This window comes from Duganella flavida (assembly GCF_009857445.1).
GTDB classification, from domain to species: Bacteria; Pseudomonadota; Gammaproteobacteria; order Burkholderiales; family Burkholderiaceae_D; genus Rugamonas; species Rugamonas flavida.
In genome coordinates, this window is the sequence record NZ_WWCN01000008.1 from 197,347 (window position 1) to 211,824 (window position 14,478).

A 14,478-nucleotide genomic window follows, 5' to 3' on the forward strand; every position below is an offset into this window, starting at 1 on the left:
GGGTAGCAGGGCGCGGACGGGGCTGGGGGCCGCAGGATTGATAGCTAGTGTGTCACAAAACATGCCGTGGTGACAGACTCATTTGTTAAAACACCACGCTCGGATTGGTCTCAGCTTGGCCTCAGGCCCAGCGCATTTTGAGTACGATCCAGTGCGCCAGCAGGCGGTTCAGCAGGGGCAGAGCGAGGCCGCCGGTGCGCGCCACTTTCTGCTGCATGGCCAGCGCCGGCGAAGCGCCGCCACCCTTGACCGCAAACAGGATGCGGTTGTTGCCGGCTATGCCGTGGAACCAGCAGATGCGGCCGGCGAACACTTGCCGCAGGCGGCGCAGCATGACGCTGTAATTCGGGTCGTAGCTGAAGATATTGGTCACCATCACGCCGCCCGGGCGCAAGGCGCGGCGGCAGTCGTTGTAGAAGGCGACGCTGCCCAGCGCCGGCGGCAAGCCCTCGGCGTCGAAGCCGTCCACCAGCAGCACGTCGGCACTGTTGTCCAGCTCGGCCATGTACTCGACCGCATCGGCCTGGATCACACGGAAGCGGGCGTTGTCGCGCGGGATGGCGAACTGCTCGCGCAAGGCGATCACGTCCGGGTTCAGTTCCAGCACCGTGATGCGGCACTGCGGCAAATAGCGGTAGCAGAACTTGGCCAGCGAGCCGCCGCCCAGCCCCACCATCAAGATATGCTCGGGCTGTGGATGAAACAGCACAAAGCACATCATGGCGCGCACGTAGCTGAGCACCAGGTCATCGGGCCGCGACAAGCGCATCTCGCTCTGCACCATGCCGGGCTGGAACTCCAAGCGGCGCTTGTCGCCGTGCGTGTGGACTTGGGGGCGCAGCATGGGCTTGGTGGGGGGCGTCAAGTTTTGTTGGATTGTGGATTTACGTAGGGAATCATAGTAGCATGGCGTTAGCACAGGCCAGCCCCTCCGGCGGCCACCTTGGAGAGAGATACGATGTTTTTAGACCACCCTACGCTTACCGCCACCAATAGCTTCACCGAGCCGGACCGCCTGGAGCGCCTGAGCCGCGTCTACGGCTACGTGGCGGCACTGGCCGATCTGGCCGGCAAGCAGAGCTTCATCGAGAAGGTCAGCCAGCTGCACGACCACAAGGGCACGCTGATCGTGTTCTGGCACGACAGCCCGACCGAGGATGAAAAGATCTTCTTCACCCAAGCCTGGGCCAGCAAGATGGGCGACGGCAGTAGCAATGTGGAACACGAGGTCTGAGGTCTCGGACTGAGATCGGGCCACGGTCATGGATATAAAAACCTTGTTGTTGGCGCTGGCGCTGGGCAATCTCAGCCTGTACGCGGCGCTATTCTTTTTTGAGGCAGGCGCACGGCGCAGCGGCAACGCCGCACGCGTGCACGCCACCTGGACCTGGGCCAAGCAGTGCCAGGCCGTGGCTTGGGGCCTGTTGTATTTCCGCGGCGTCCTGCCCGATTTCCTGACCATTCCCTTTGCTAACGCGGTGCTGTTTGCCGGCTTTGCGCTCGACGCTTCGGCGCTATGGGAGCAGGCCGGACGGCGCGTGTGGCGGCAATACCTGTTGCCGGCGCTGGGCGCCTCCATTGGTTTGTATGCGGGTGCGTGGCTGCTGCAAGCCCCGGCCGGTGTGCGCATCGCCATCGGTTCGGTGGCAGCGGGCTTCTTCTTTGTGGCCGGCGCCGCTGCGCTGGGACGCGGCTGGCGCACCGGTACCCCGCTGCGGCGCTACCTGGTGACGGCCATGCTGGTGCTGAGCGCCGCCGTGGTGCTGCGCGGGCTGTGGTCGCTGTTGCCGGAAGGCGTCAACGGCATCAGCACGCTGATGGTACAGGGCGTGGGCGTGGTTGCCGTGTATTTGATGATGCTGAGCAACGCTTTCGGCTATTTGCTGCTGGTGCGCGAGCAGTCGCAGGGCGAGCTGGCGCGGCTGGAAGTGGTCGATCCCTTGACCGATGTGCCCAACCGGCGCGGTTTTTACCAGGCGCTGACGCCATGGATCGCACTGGCGCGCCGTCCCGGCATGCCGACCTCGCTGATTGTGCTCAACCTCGACCAGTTCAAGCGCGTCAACGACAGTTATGGCCATCCGGCCGGCGACATGGTGCTGAAGGCCATGGTCGATGTCTGCAAAAAGCAACTGCGCGACTCGGATCAGATGGGCCGCCTGGGCGGCGCCGAATTCGCCGTGCTGCTGCCGCGTACCTCGATTGAGGATGCGACCATGGTGGCGGAGCGTATCCGCAACGCTGTCGCCGCGCTGCCGGTGAAGGCCGAGAAGGCTGTGATCAATATGACGGCCAGCCTGGGTGTGACCGTGATCCGCGCCGAAGACACCACCGTTAGCCTGTTCAAACGTGCCGACGAGGCGCTGCAAGCCGCAAAACAGGCAGGCCATAACCGCGTAATGGAGGCCGAAGTCATCAAGCTGTAACAAATCGGGCTTATCGTCTTATAATGATATAAATCGTTTAGTCAGATTCCTAATATGTATGCAGCTGTAGACCTAGGTTCCAATAGTTTTCGCCTCCACATCGGCAAGCATGATGGCGAGGTAATACGCGTTCTGAAAAGCGTGCGTGAGCCGATCCGCCTGGCCGCTGGACTGGACAAGGACGGCAACCTGACGCCGGCCGCCATGCAATCGGCCCTCAACTGCCTGAAAAACTTCCGCGCTGTGCTGGCCGGCTACAAGCTGGATGCGGTGCGCGTGGTCGCCACTTCCGCCATGCGCGTGGCGCGCAATTCCAACGCTTTCTTGCCGGAGGCCGAACTGGCTATCGGCCACCCGATCGAGATCATCTCCGGCGAGGAGGAGGGCCGCTTGATCTACATGGGCGTGGCGCACTCGGTCAACCTGCCCGGCGAACGGCGGCTGGTGATCGACATCGGCGGTGGCTCCACGGAGCTGATCCTCGGCCGTGGGCAGGAAATCGACAAGGTTGAATCGTTCAGCGTCGGCACGGTGAAGCAAAGCCTGTCGTTCTTCATCGGCGGGCGTGTAGATGGGCCGTCGTTCGAAGCGGCCATCCTGTCGGCGCGCAGCCATTTTGAAGACGCCGCGCCGCCGTACCTGCCGCAATTCTGGAAGCAGTGCTACGGTTCTTCCGGCACCGCGCGCACCATCGCCGATATCATCGTCAAGAACGGCTTGGGCAAGGAAGTCAATTTGCAGACGCTGGAAGCGCTCAAGCAGCGCTTCATCGAATACGGCCATGTAAGCAAGATCGACATGCCAGGCCTGAAACCGGACCGCGCCTCCACCATCATCGGCGGGTTGGCGATTTTGTTAGGCCTGGTGCGCGAGCTGGGTATCCCGCAGGTAGTGCCGATCGAAGCAGGCCTGCGCATGGGCGTGATGTGGGACTTGCACCTGCGTTCCACCAAGCGCGATCGCCGCGAACAATCGGTGCAGGCTTGCGTACAGCGCTTCCATGTCGATGAGCGCCGTGCCAACCGCGTGGCCGACGATGCGCTGGCGTTGTACGCCCAGACCAAGCCGTCGACCGATCTATACGGCCGCCACCTGTACTGGAGCGCGCTGCTGCACGAAATGGGCATGGTGGTGTCGCACACCGGCTACCACAAGCACGCCGCCTACATCATCGAGAACGCTGACCTGCCGGGCTTCACTTCGCGCGAGCAGCGTGTGATGAGCTGCATGATCGTGGCGCACAAGGGCAATCTGCGCAAGGTGGTGGAGCTGCTGGCCGAACCGGACTTCGCCAAGGCCATCGTGGCCCTGCGGCTGGCGGTGCTGTTCATGCACTCGCGGATCGATATCGACTTCACCCAGATCAAGCTGCGTTTCAAGAGCCGCATCGAGCTGGAAATCCGGCGCGAATGGGTGGCCGAGCACCCCACATTATCCTACTGGCTGGAGAAGGAGCAGGAGCAGTGGGACGAAGTCGGTGTAGACTTCACTATCCGCACCAGCGGCTAACCGGGAGCCCATATGTTCGACAGGATGACGCACTTTTGCACTTGCATAATGCTAGTCTTGTCGCTACCGGCGGCCGCAGTGGCCAAAGAAACCGTGACCCTGTGTTTTGAAGCGCAGGACGTGCTGCCGTGGCGCACCGAGAAGGGCGGCGGCCTCAATTTCGAATTACTCAAACTGGTCGAACAGCGCATCGATGTGCAGTTTGATTTCCAGAGCATCCCGTGGAAGCGCTGCCTGGCGCAGCTGAAGGCCAATGCGGTGGATGGTGCGTTCGCCGTCAGCTACAAGCCTGACCGGCGCGAGCTTGGGGAATATCCGGGCGGCGAAAATATCGACACCGGCAAGCGTATGCACATTGATACGTATGTGCTCTTGCGCCGCAAGGGCAGCAAGGTGGATTGGGATGGCAAGCATTTCAGCAATCTCGATGGCGCAATCGGCTTCCAGCTTGGCTATTCGGTGGGCGACGTGCTGCGCGCGCAGAACCTGGAAGTGGATGAGGGCAGCCAGCGTGCCGACGAACTGGCGCGCAAACTGATCGCCGGACGGCTGGCGGCAGCGGCGTTGGGCGGCAGCGACGCCGCCGGTTTGATGCGTGGCCCGCTGGCGCCGCAGCTGGAGCAACTGCCGATACCCATCATCGAAAAGCCGTACTTCCTGATTTTGTCGCACGCGCTGGTGGCGTCCAAGCCGCAGCTGGCGGCGCAAATCTGGAGCGCTGTGGAGCAGGTGCGCAATAGCCCGGCCTACAAAAAGCTGGCGCAGGCCGAGGGAGTCCGCCATTAACACGCGGGACAAGATGGCGTCCGGCGGCGGTCCGTTCGCGTCGCTGCGGCTGGCGTGGCGGCGCAATATCCTGCTGCGGCTGGGCTTTGGGATTTTTCTCGCGGTGGCGATTTCCACCGCCATTTACACGACCTATGTGATGCGCACCTTGCGCAGCGAGGCCGAACAAAACCTGCGCGAACGCGCCGAACGGCTGGCGGCGGTGCTGTCGCAGGCGCTGGCGCGGCCACTGTTCGACATCAATAGTGCGGCGGTGTCCAGCGTGGTCGATGCCTCCGGTGCGACGCCGGAAGTGCTGGTGCTGCGCGTGCTTGGACCGAACGGCGCGGAGCTGGCCAGCTATGTATCGCCGATGAAGGAGCCGGTATCATCGATCCACGTGCGGCGCGAGATCCAGTTTAGCGATGCGCGCCGCAGCTATCCGGTCGGTTCGATCGACCTGGCGTATTCGCGCCAGCAGATGGATGCGGACTTGCAGCGCCAGATCGTCAACACGGTGGCGGCTAACCTGTTGCTGGCGCTGGGCATCGTGCTCTCCATCTTTATCGTCGGACGGCGCGCGGCGCGGCCGTTTGCTGACATTCGCATCGGGCTGGAAAAGCTGACGCGCGGCGAGACCGATATCAAGCTGTCCGGCTTGGGCCGCGCCGACCAGGTAGGCCGCCTGTCGGATGCGGTGCTGCGCTTCCGTGACACCATGACGCGATTGCGCGACGCCGAGCGCGAACTGCGCGACCTGAATGCACAACTGGAGCACCGCATTAGCGACCGTACGGCGGAACTGAGCCGCAGCATGCAGCAGGCGCGCGACAGCCAGGCCAAGCTGCAAACCATCGTCGATACGGCGCTGGATGCGGTGGTGCGTATGGACCTGGAGGGGCGCATCGTCGGCTGGAACAAGCAGGCGGAGATGATTTTCGGCTGGCCACGCGAGGAGGCACTGGGGCTTGAGCTGGACAAGACCATCATCCCGCCGCGCTTCCGCTATGACCACAAGCGCGGCATGCAGCGCTATCTCAGTGGCGGTAGCAGCAGTGGCGTACTGGCCACGCGCATCGAGGTGTATGCCCTGCGCCGCAACGGCGAGGAATTCCCGATTGAACTGGCGATTACGCAGGTGAAGGCAGAGGAACGCGAAGGCTTCGAGTTCTGCGCCTTCATCCGCGACATCAGCGAGCGCCGCGAGCGCGAGCAAAAACTGGTGAACGCGAATGCAATGGCGGAAGCGGCCAACATCGCCAAGTCGGAATTTTTGGCGAATATGAGCCACGAGATCCGTACACCAATGAGCGCCGTAATCGGCATGGCCTACCTGGCACTGCGCACCGAGATGACGGCGCGCCAACACGATTACATTAGCAAAATTCATCGCGCCGCCTTGACGCTGCTGGGCATCATTAACGACATTCTCGATTTTTCCAAGATCGAGGCAGGGCGACTGGAAGTAGAGGCGATTCCGTTTTCGCTGGAGGATGTGCTGGTGAGCGTGAACAGCGTGACGGCGCAGCGCGCAGCCGACAAGCGGTTGACCTTCGTGATCGGTATGGCGCCGGAGGTGCCGCGCTATCTGGTGGGCGATCCGCTGCGGCTGGGGCAAGTGCTGATTAACCTGGTGAATAACGCGGTCAAGTTCACACTGGAGGGCAAACTGGAATTGCGCTGCGAGCTACTCGACCAGAGCGACGGCAAGACGGTGGTGCGCTTCACCGTCAGCGATACCGGCATCGGCATGACGGCGCAGCAGAAATCGCGCTTGTTCCGCGCCTTCAGTCAAGCCAATGGCTCGACCACGCGCCAGTACGGCGGCACTGGTCTGGGCCTGTCAATTTCGCAGCAGCTGGTGCGGCTGATGGGCGGGAATATCGAGGTGCAGAGCGAGGTCGATCGCGGTTCGACGTTCCATTTCGACCTGCCGTTTGATTTGTCCGATGCTGCGGCGCTGGCGGTGCAATCGGCGCTGCACAACGGTCCGGTGGGTGACTTGCGGCTGGACGCGTCACCGCGCCGTACTGCGCGCGTGCTGCTGGCCGAAGACAGCGCCGACAATCAGGACGTCACGCGCGCGCTGTTGGAGCTGCAAGGGCTGGATGTGGAAGTGGTGGACAACGGCCGTCAAGCGGTAGCGAGGTTGATGGAGGCCGGTCCGCGCGCCTATGACCTGGTGCTGATGGATCTCGGCATGCCAGTGATGGACGGCCACGAGGCAACGCGCCTGCTGCGAGTGGACAGCCGTTTCAGCGAGTTGCCGATTATCGCCGTGACGTCGAACGCATTGGCTGGGATGCAGGCGCGCTGCATTGAAGAGGGTATGCAGGACTACATCACTAAACCGATCGATCCGCAACGTTTGTATAGCGTGTTATCGCGCTGGCTGGGTATGTCGATGAAGGTGATTCCGCCGGTGCCGCCGTTGCAGGAGCCGGGCGAAGGTGCAGCCTATGCCAGCACGGGCAATGCGCGGCAGGCGATGCTGGACCTGGCGGCGCTACTGGCGGAATTCAGTGGTGAGAGCGTGGATTATTTCGCGCGCGTGCAGGCCTGTCTGGCGACTGCGCTGACGCCGTCGGAGATGGCGCGCTTGAATCACCATATGGAGCAATACGAATTTGAAGCGGCCAGCAAGCTGCTGGGCGAAGCAATCAAAAAACAGGAGACAACATGAATACGATTCATCGATCAACGGTGCTGATTGTCGACGACACGCCGGACAACATCACACTGATCTCCGGTCTGTTGAAGGATAAGTACAACACCAAGGTGGCCACCAGCGGCGCGACAGCGCTGCAGATCGTGGCGTCGTCCAAGGTGGACTTGATCCTGCTTGATATCATGATGCCGGACGTGGACGGCTTCGAGACTTGCCGTCGCCTGAAAGCCGATCCCTCCAGCGCAGCCATTCCGGTGGTGTTTTTGACCGCTAAAAGCCTGCAGGAAGACGAGGCGATGGGGCGCAGCGTGGGGGCGGTAGATTTTCTGCGCAAGCCGGTGAATCCCGATCAACTGTTCAGCCGTGTAGCAGTTCACCTGAAATGATATATACTATTTATATTGTTGATTAAATTGGAGTGAGTATGGCCACCAAAGCAGCCCCGAAAACCGCCGCAACCAAAACCGTCGCCGCCGCCAAGCCTGCCGCGAAACCCGCAGCTAAGCCAGCGCCGAAAGCCGCCGTCAAGCCAGCCGTGAAAGCCGCCGTAAAACCGGCGCCGAAAACTGCTGCTGCGAAGCCAGCGACCAAGGTTGTTGCCAAACCAGCCGCAAAGCCGGCGCCGAAAGCCGCCGCACCGAAAGCCGCACCAAAAGCTGCTCCAAAAGCCGCCGCCAAGCCGAAAGTCGCCGCCAAGCCAGCCGCTCCTGAAGTGAAAGTGAAAGCCATCAAAGAAAAACTGGTGCGCGACAGCTTCACCATGCCGGAAGCCGAATACGCAGTGCTGAGCCAAGTGAAGAAGACCGCGTTGAAAGCCGGTTTTGAAGTCAAGAAGAGCGAGCTGCTGCGCGTCGGCGTTGCCCTGATCGCCCAGATCGACCTCGCCACCCTGAAGAAAGTGCTGGCTAGCCTGCCGCAACTGAAGACCGGCCGTCCAAAGAAAGCCTAAGCACCATGCGCGCTCTCGGCTGGAATATCGCACTCGCCGTGGCGTTGGCAGCGGCGGTGGGCAGCATCATGCCCGCCACTGCGGCAGACAAGCAGCCGGCGGCAGTCTCCGTCGCTGCAGCCAGCAGCGAACTGGATGCATTCATTGCCAAGGGCATGAGCGACTGGAGGGTTCCGGGGCTGTCCATCGTCGTGGTGAACGATAAAGGTGTGGTCTACGAAAAAGGCTTCGGCGTGCGCGAGATCGGCAAGCCGGGCAAGGTCGACATGCACACCATGTTCGGCATGATGTCGACCACCAAAGCCATGACCGCGCTGGCGCTGGCCATGCTGGTTGATGAAGGCAAGCTGGCTTGGGATGATCCGGTCATCAAGTATCTGCCCAAGCTGCGCCTGCCGAACACCTACCTGACCGAACACGTCACCATACGCGATACGCTGCGCCACAGCAGCGGCGTGCAGGATGCCGACTTCCTGTGGGCGCGCGAAGACATGGACACGCAAGAAGTGCTGCGCAGGCTGGAATACGTGCCCGCCACGGCAGCCCTGCGTTCCGATTTCGTCTACAACAACGTGATGTACCAGGTTGCCGGCCAGGTGATTGAAGCGGTATCGGGCAAGCGCTGGGAAGACTTCATCGCCACCCGCATCATGGCGCCCATCGGCATGAGCGAGAGCGCGCCGACCATGCTCAAGATGCTGGCTGCGAAGCGCACCAACGTGTCGATCCCGCACGCGGAAATCGACGGCGTAGTGCGTACCGTTCCTGATAGCTCGGTCGACATTGTGCCCGCCGCCGGCGCCGCATGGTCGAACGCCCACGATGCCGGCAAGTGGCTAGCCTTCCTGCTTGCAGGTGGCAAAGTGAATGACAAGCAGCTGGTGAGCGAGGCTAATTTCAAGGAGCTATTCACGCCGCAGCTGGCGGTCCAGCAGGAGCAATTCGGCTACCCGACCACCGCCTTGACCAAGCCCCATTTCACCGCCTACGGCTTTGGATGGTTCCTGCAGGATTACCGTGGCCAGTTCGTCGCCATGCATACCGGGAGCATGAACGGACGTACCTCCATCATCGGCCTGCTGCCGGATGCCAAATTGGGCGTCTACATCTTCGGTAACCTCGATCACGCGGAATTTCGACATGCGCTGATGTGGAAAGTGCTGGACGTGTACTCTGGCGCTGCGTCACGCGACTGGAATGGCGAGGCACTGGCCCTGTACGGCGGCCTGAAAAAAGAAAAGCACGCCAAGCAGGATGCCGAAGACGCCAAGCGCATCGCCGGCACCAAGCATAGCCACCCGCTGGCCGATTACGCTGGCACCTACCGCCATCCGGCGTGGGGCGATGCAGTGGTGACGCTGGATGGCGACAGCCTGGTGATCCGCTTCGGCACTGCGGCCGAAATGACGGGCCGACTCGAACAATGGCACTACGATACCTTCCGCACGCGGCTGGGCGTGGGCATCAACGGCTGGGACAAATTCGTGTTCGTCACAGCCGTTGACGGCAGCATCGCCGCGCTCAAATACGATGAAGATACCTTCACGCGGGTGCCTGGGCATTAAAAAAACAACATGTCACGAAAATGACATTTTGCTGTCATTTTCTTGAAGTATTCGCTGGTTACGCTTGCTTCGTCTTCCACATCATAAAAGGGATGAAGCATGCAAACCTCGATCATACAAGCGGACGTCCGAGCAGCGTCTGGCAAGCTGGTTCTCAGTATGGCAAGCACGCCGGAAGAACTGCGCGAAGTCCAGCGCCTGCGCTACAAGGTGTTTATCGACACGATGGGCCTGAGCGCGCTGCAAAACGCTGATGGTCTCGATAGCGACGAATTCGACGAACACTGCGACCACCTGATCGTCCGCGACGCCGACAGCCTGATGGTCGTCGGCACCTACCGTCTGCTGAGCGCCAACCGCGCACGCAAGCTGGGTCGCCTGTATTCGGAAGGCGAGTTTGACCTGGGCCGCCTGAATAACATCCGTGGCCGCATCGTGGAAGCAGGCCGCGCCTGCATCCACCCAGATTATCGTGGCGGCAGCGTGATCATGCTGCTGTGGTCCGGCCTGGCCGAGTACATGCGCCGTGAGAACGCCGAATTCCTGGTCGGCTGCGCCAGCATCTCGCTGGCCGATGGCGGTCACAATGCGGTCGCCGTGTACCAGCAACTGATCGCCAAGAACCTGGCGCCGATTGAATACCGCGTCACCCCGCACCTGCCGTTCCCGTTCTCGAAACTGGAAGCCGCGCAGAAACCGCAAGTGCCTGCGCTGTTGAAAGGCTATATGCGTTCGGGCGCGTGGATTTGCGGTGATCCTGCATGGGATCCTGATTTCGAATCGGCCGACCTGTTCCTGCTGATGCCACTGGCGAACCTGGATTCGCGCTACGCCCGCCACTATGGCGTCGGCGAGCAGCAGGCTGCCTGACGTGGTTGTGCGGCCCCGTGTAGAATAAGCCGTTGTGCTTATTCTGCGGGGCTGCGATGAAGTTGGATCTGGAGTCGGACAAGGCGGGTTTTCAGGAACGCCCGGTAACGCGCCATCGCGGTGCGGACGCCGCTCGCACCACCGACCGCGTGATCGAAGAAGTGCCGGTCGCGCTGGTTTTCAATGGCATCTCGCATGCCGTCATGATGGTCACGCCGCGTGACCTCCAGCCGTTTGCAATGGGCTTTGCCCTGACCGAAGGACTAGTGTCCCAGGCTTCCGATGTTTTCGATATTGAAGTGCGCGAACATGCGCGCAGCTTCGAGATCGACATCACCATCGCCACCCAGGAATTCGTGCAGCTCAAACAGCAGCGCCGCTCGATGGCGGGGCGCAGCGGCTGCGGCGTGTGCGGTATCGAGAGCCTGGAACTGCTGGATTTGCAGCCCGAACGCATCGAAGCCGCACCGCTGGCCGGGCCATTGCAGCCGGCCATCGCGCGCGCTGCATCTGAGCTGGGGCAATACCAGGAATTGCAACGCGCCACCGGCGGCGTACACGCAGCAGCGTGGTGCAGCGCGGACGGCGCGGTGCTGCGGGTGTGTGAAGACGTCGGCCGCCACAACGCATTGGATAAACTGATCGGCCATCTGGCCTTGGAAGGCGTGGACATGCAACGCGGCTTCGTCTTCATGTCCAGCCGCGCCAGCTACGAGTTAGTACGCAAAGCTGCCCGCATGAACATCCCGATGTTGGCGACGATTTCCGCGCCCAGCACCCTGGCCATCGACATCGCCGCCGAAGCCGGCATCAAACTAGTCAGCTTCTGCCGGCAAGACGGCTGCGTCGAATACACCTAACTAAACGGTATCAACAATCTGCGTACATAGGCAAGATGGGCTGGAACGCGTAGCTTGACGGATGTTCCCCGCGACACCCGGGACTGTATCTGGAGATGTGCATGCAGCTTGGATGCACGCTCAAATAAGCCCGGATGGGTATGGCAGGGGCGTGGCCGCACAGTGCAATACCTAAAATAAAAGCTACAAACCTTATCATCGCTATCCAGTAATGCCGGAGCGCTCCAGCAAGACTGGGATGGACTTGGAGGTCGGGGTGCCGGCGCCGTCGGCGGTGCTGTGGAGGGGGACCAGGCCGTTGGTCTCGGGGAAGTAGGCGCCGAGGCAGCCGCGTGGGATGTCGTATTCCACCAGCAGGAATCGGTCGGCGCGGCGCGTGACGTCGTCTTCCCAGACGCTGACCAGGTCGACGTATTCGCCGTTCTTCAAGCCTAATAAAACCAAATCTTCTTTGTTGATGAAGACCACGCGGCGCAGGCCAAACACGCCGCGATAGCGGTCATCCAGGCCGTAGATGGTGGTGTTGTACTGGTCGTGCGAGCGTGCGGTCATCAGCACCATCAGGCGCTCGCCATGTATGGCGCGGGCGCGGTGGATCGGCGTGTCCAGATCGACCGCATGCGGCACGAACTGGGCGCGGCCGCTCGGCGTGCGCCAGTCACGCTCGCGCGAGGCTACGCGCAAATGGAAGCCGCCCGGATGCGCCACGCGTGCGTTGAAATCGTGGAAGTCGTCGAACACTTTTTCGATCATGTCGCGGATGCTGGCGTAATCGGATGCGGCGCCTAGCCAGTCCACTTTGCCGCTGCCCAGCGTGGCGTGCGCCAGCCTGGCGACGATGGCGGTTTCCGACAGCAGGTTGTCCGAGGCTGGCTTGTTCATGCCGAAGGACAGGTGCACCATGCTCATCGAATCTTCCACCGTCACGCCTTGCGGCACGCCGTTTTGCAGGTCGATCTCGGTGCGGCCCAGCGTGGGCAGGATCAGCGCGTCCTTGCCCATCACGAGGTGGCTGCGATTCAGTTTGGTTGCCACGTGCACGGTCAGGTCGCACTTGCGCAGCGCGTCGAAGGTGAGCGGCGTGTCCGGCGTGGCCATGGCAAAATTGCCGCCCATGCCGAAGAAGACTTTGACGCGGCCATCCAGCATGGCCTGGATGCTGTCGACGGTGTCCAGCCCGTGCTCGCGCGGCGGCTCGAAGTGAAAGACTTTTTGCAGGCGGTCGAGGAAGGCCTTGGCCGGCTTTTCTTCGATGCCCATGGTGCGGTCGCCCTGCACGTTGGAGTGGCCGCGCACCGGGCACAGGCCCGCGCCCAGACGGCCGATTTGCCCGCGCATCATCATCAGGTTGGACAGCATCTGGATGGTCTTCAGTGCGTTCTTGTGCTGGGTCAGGCCCATGCCCCAGGTGCTGATGACGTTCTTGCCTTTGATGTAGATGTCGCTCAGTTGCTCGATCTGCGCGCGCGGCACGCCCGATTCCTGCAACAGCACATCCCAGCTTTCGGCGCGCAGGTCTTGTTCAAAGGCGTCGTAGCCGCTGGTGTGCTGGACGATGAAGTCGCGGTCCAGCAGGCCCGGCAGACCTGCGGCCAGCGCTTCATCGTCGCGCTCTACTAACCGTTTGGCCATGGCCTTGACCAGCGCGAAGTCGCCGGCTAGTTTGGGCTGGATGAACAAAGTGCTGATCTGGGTGCTGGAGCCGGTCAGCATTTCCAGCGCGTGCGCGGGGCTGGTGAAGCGTTCCAGTCCGCGCTCGCGCAGCGGATTGATCGAAACGATGGTGGCGCCGCGCCGTGCCGCATCGCGCAGTTCATTCATCATGCGCGGATGGTTGGTGGCGGGATTCTGGCCGAAGATCAGCAGCGTGTCGGTGTGCTCGAAATCCTCCAGTGTGACGGTGCCTTTGCCGATGCCGACAGTGCCCGGCAGCCCACGGCTGGTCGGCTCGTGGCACATGTTGGAGCAGTCCGGGAAGTTATTGGTGCCGTACATGCGCACGAACAGCTGGAACAGGAAGGCCGCTTCATTGCCGGTGCGGCCGGAGGTGTAAAACGTCGCCTGGTCGGGATCGGGCAGGGCCTTGAGGTGGCGTGCCATCAGCGCGAATGCATCGTCCCAGGCGATAGGCTGGTATTTGTCGCTGGCGGCGTCGTACACCATCGGATCGGTCAGGCGGCCGTGCTGTTCCAGTTCGTAGTCTGATTGTGCCAGCAGTTCGGTGACGGTGTGGGCGGCGAAAAATTCGGGCCGCACGCGTTTTCCGGTGGCTTCCGCTGCCACTGCCTTGACGCCGTTTTCGCAAAATTCAAAGGTGGAGGCGTGTTCGCGGTCGGGCCATGCGCAGCCGGGGCAGTCAAAGCCATCCGGCTGGTTTTGCTTGAGTAGTGTTTTGTAGTTGCCGCCCGCGACCTTCTCACGCACCAGGTTAATCGCCACTTGCTTCAAAGCGCCCCAGCCGGCTGCAGGATGGGTATAGGCTTCGATGTGACCTTCAGTTTTTTTGTTCATAAACTGAGTATAGTGCAAAATTGTGAATTTCTTAAACGAGCTGAAGAGTATGGACGAGCAAACCATGGCCGCCCTGGCCGGCGTGCTGGACGCGCTGCTGCAGATGGAAATCGAGCGTCCGGACAAGCAGTGCTCGCTGGCCCGGTTGAGCAAGCAGGCGCAGCGTCCGATGAGCGTGCTGCGCCGCCAGCTGACCATGCTGGAAGAAGCCGGACTGGTGACGCTGGTGCTGGAGGAGGGCGGCATCAGCGGCACTGTCCAGCTCACCCCGCCGGGCCGCGAACTGGCGCATCAGCTGCGCGCTTAAAATTTTTTCTTGCATCTTGCCGGACTGAGGTTTAAAGTGATTGTACCG

Annotated in this window: 13 protein-coding genes; 11 read left to right on the top strand and 2 right to left on the bottom strand. The window is 61.7% G+C overall.

Annotated features, from left to right (window positions below; all coding sequences use genetic code 11):
- Window positions 1–121: 121 nt before the first annotated feature.
- A complete protein-coding gene (locus GTP46_RS14610; protein ID WP_161007362.1) occupies window positions 122–844 on the bottom strand; it encodes a fused MFS/spermidine synthase in 723 nt (240 codons plus the stop codon).
- A gap of 114 nt (window positions 845–958) precedes the next feature.
- On the opposite strand from GTP46_RS14610, the gene GTP46_RS14615 reads away from it, so the two are divergent.
- From GTP46_RS14615 to fdhD, 10 genes are all read left to right on the top strand, one after another.
- Window positions 959–1,234 (top strand): hypothetical protein, encoded by a 276-nt coding sequence (locus GTP46_RS14615; RefSeq protein ID WP_161007363.1) that lies wholly within the window; start codon window positions 959–961, stop codon window positions 1,232–1,234.
- A gap of 28 nt (window positions 1,235–1,262) precedes the next feature.
- A complete protein-coding gene (locus tag GTP46_RS14620; RefSeq protein ID WP_161007364.1) occupies window positions 1,263–2,426 on the top strand; it encodes a GGDEF domain-containing protein in 1,164 nt (387 codons plus the stop codon).
- A gap of 54 nt (window positions 2,427–2,480) precedes the next feature.
- A complete protein-coding gene (locus tag GTP46_RS14625; protein WP_161007365.1) occupies window positions 2,481–3,935 on the top strand; it encodes a Ppx/GppA phosphatase family protein in 1,455 nt (484 codons plus the stop codon).
- Between the two features lie 48 nt (window positions 3,936–3,983).
- Window positions 3,984–4,721: a transporter substrate-binding domain-containing protein gene (locus GTP46_RS14630; RefSeq protein ID WP_229258945.1), complete on the top strand. Its 738-nt coding sequence runs from the start codon at window positions 3,984–3,986 to the stop codon at window positions 4,719–4,721.
- 13 nt (window positions 4,722–4,734) lie between these two features.
- A complete protein-coding gene (locus tag GTP46_RS14635) occupies window positions 4,735–7,383 on the top strand; it encodes an ATP-binding protein (RefSeq protein WP_229258946.1) in 2,649 nt (882 codons plus the stop codon).
- Entirely contained in the window at window positions 7,380–7,754 is a 375-nt protein-coding gene (locus tag GTP46_RS14640) for a response regulator (protein ID WP_161007366.1), read from the top strand. Before GTP46_RS14635 ends, GTP46_RS14640 begins: the two co-directional genes overlap by 4 nt.
- Before the next feature lie 38 nt (window positions 7,755–7,792).
- Window positions 7,793–8,317: a hypothetical protein gene (locus GTP46_RS14645; RefSeq protein ID WP_161007367.1), complete on the top strand. Its 525-nt coding sequence runs from the start codon at window positions 7,793–7,795 to the stop codon at window positions 8,315–8,317.
- A gap of 5 nt (window positions 8,318–8,322) precedes the next feature.
- Window positions 8,323–9,882 (top strand): serine hydrolase, encoded by a 1,560-nt coding sequence (locus GTP46_RS14650; protein WP_161007368.1) that lies wholly within the window; start codon window positions 8,323–8,325, stop codon window positions 9,880–9,882.
- A gap of 99 nt (window positions 9,883–9,981) precedes the next feature.
- Window positions 9,982–10,752: a GNAT family N-acetyltransferase gene (locus GTP46_RS14655; protein WP_161007369.1), complete on the top strand. Its 771-nt coding sequence runs from the start codon at window positions 9,982–9,984 to the stop codon at window positions 10,750–10,752.
- A 56-nt stretch (window positions 10,753–10,808) separates the two neighbouring features.
- The gene (fdhD, locus tag GTP46_RS14660) at window positions 10,809–11,612 is read left to right on the top strand and encodes a formate dehydrogenase accessory sulfurtransferase FdhD (RefSeq protein WP_161007370.1); all 804 of its coding nucleotides are present in this window, start codon (window positions 10,809–10,811) and stop codon (window positions 11,610–11,612) included.
- A 201-nt stretch (window positions 11,613–11,813) separates the two neighbouring features.
- On the opposite strand, the gene GTP46_RS14665 is transcribed toward fdhD, so the two are convergent.
- A complete protein-coding gene (locus GTP46_RS14665) occupies window positions 11,814–14,123 on the bottom strand; it encodes an FdhF/YdeP family oxidoreductase (RefSeq protein ID WP_161007371.1) in 2,310 nt (769 codons plus the stop codon).
- 49 nt (window positions 14,124–14,172) lie between these two features.
- On the opposite strand from GTP46_RS14665, the gene GTP46_RS14670 reads away from it, so the two are divergent.
- Window positions 14,173–14,430, top strand: coding sequence for a helix-turn-helix domain-containing protein (locus GTP46_RS14670; protein WP_161007372.1), 258 nt, complete (start codon window positions 14,173–14,175; stop codon window positions 14,428–14,430).
- Window positions 14,431–14,478 lie beyond the last annotated feature (48 nt).

Bases quoted from the DNA above. Each gene is read 5' to 3' on its own strand.
- GTP46_RS14615 (WP_161007363.1), top strand. From the start codon at position 959: ATGTTTTTAGACCACCCTACGCTTACCGCCACCAATAGCTTCACCGAG.
- GTP46_RS14670 (WP_161007372.1), top strand. From the start codon at position 14,173: ATGGACGAGCAAACCATGGCCGCCCTGGCCGGCGTGCTGGACGCGCTG.
- GTP46_RS14635 (WP_229258946.1), top strand. From the start codon at position 4,735: ATGGCGTCCGGCGGCGGTCCGTTCGCGTCGCTGCGGCTGGCGTGGCGG.
- GTP46_RS14610 (WP_161007362.1), bottom strand. From the start codon at position 844: ATGCTGCGCCCCCAAGTCCACACGCACGGCGACAAGCGCCGCTTGGAG.
- GTP46_RS14625 (WP_161007365.1), top strand. From the start codon at position 2,481: ATGTATGCAGCTGTAGACCTAGGTTCCAATAGTTTTCGCCTCCACATC.
- GTP46_RS14645 (WP_161007367.1), top strand. From the start codon at position 7,793: ATGGCCACCAAAGCAGCCCCGAAAACCGCCGCAACCAAAACCGTCGCC.
- fdhD (WP_161007370.1), top strand. From the start codon at position 10,809: ATGAAGTTGGATCTGGAGTCGGACAAGGCGGGTTTTCAGGAACGCCCG.
- GTP46_RS14655 (WP_161007369.1), top strand. From the start codon at position 9,982: ATGCAAACCTCGATCATACAAGCGGACGTCCGAGCAGCGTCTGGCAAG.
- GTP46_RS14665 (WP_161007371.1), bottom strand. From the start codon at position 14,123: ATGAACAAAAAAACTGAAGGTCACATCGAAGCCTATACCCATCCTGCA.
- GTP46_RS14650 (WP_161007368.1), top strand. From the start codon at position 8,323: ATGCGCGCTCTCGGCTGGAATATCGCACTCGCCGTGGCGTTGGCAGCG.
- GTP46_RS14620 (WP_161007364.1), top strand. From the start codon at position 1,263: ATGGATATAAAAACCTTGTTGTTGGCGCTGGCGCTGGGCAATCTCAGC.
- GTP46_RS14630 (WP_229258945.1), top strand. From the start codon at position 3,984: ATGCTAGTCTTGTCGCTACCGGCGGCCGCAGTGGCCAAAGAAACCGTG.
- GTP46_RS14640 (WP_161007366.1), top strand. From the start codon at position 7,380: ATGAATACGATTCATCGATCAACGGTGCTGATTGTCGACGACACGCCG.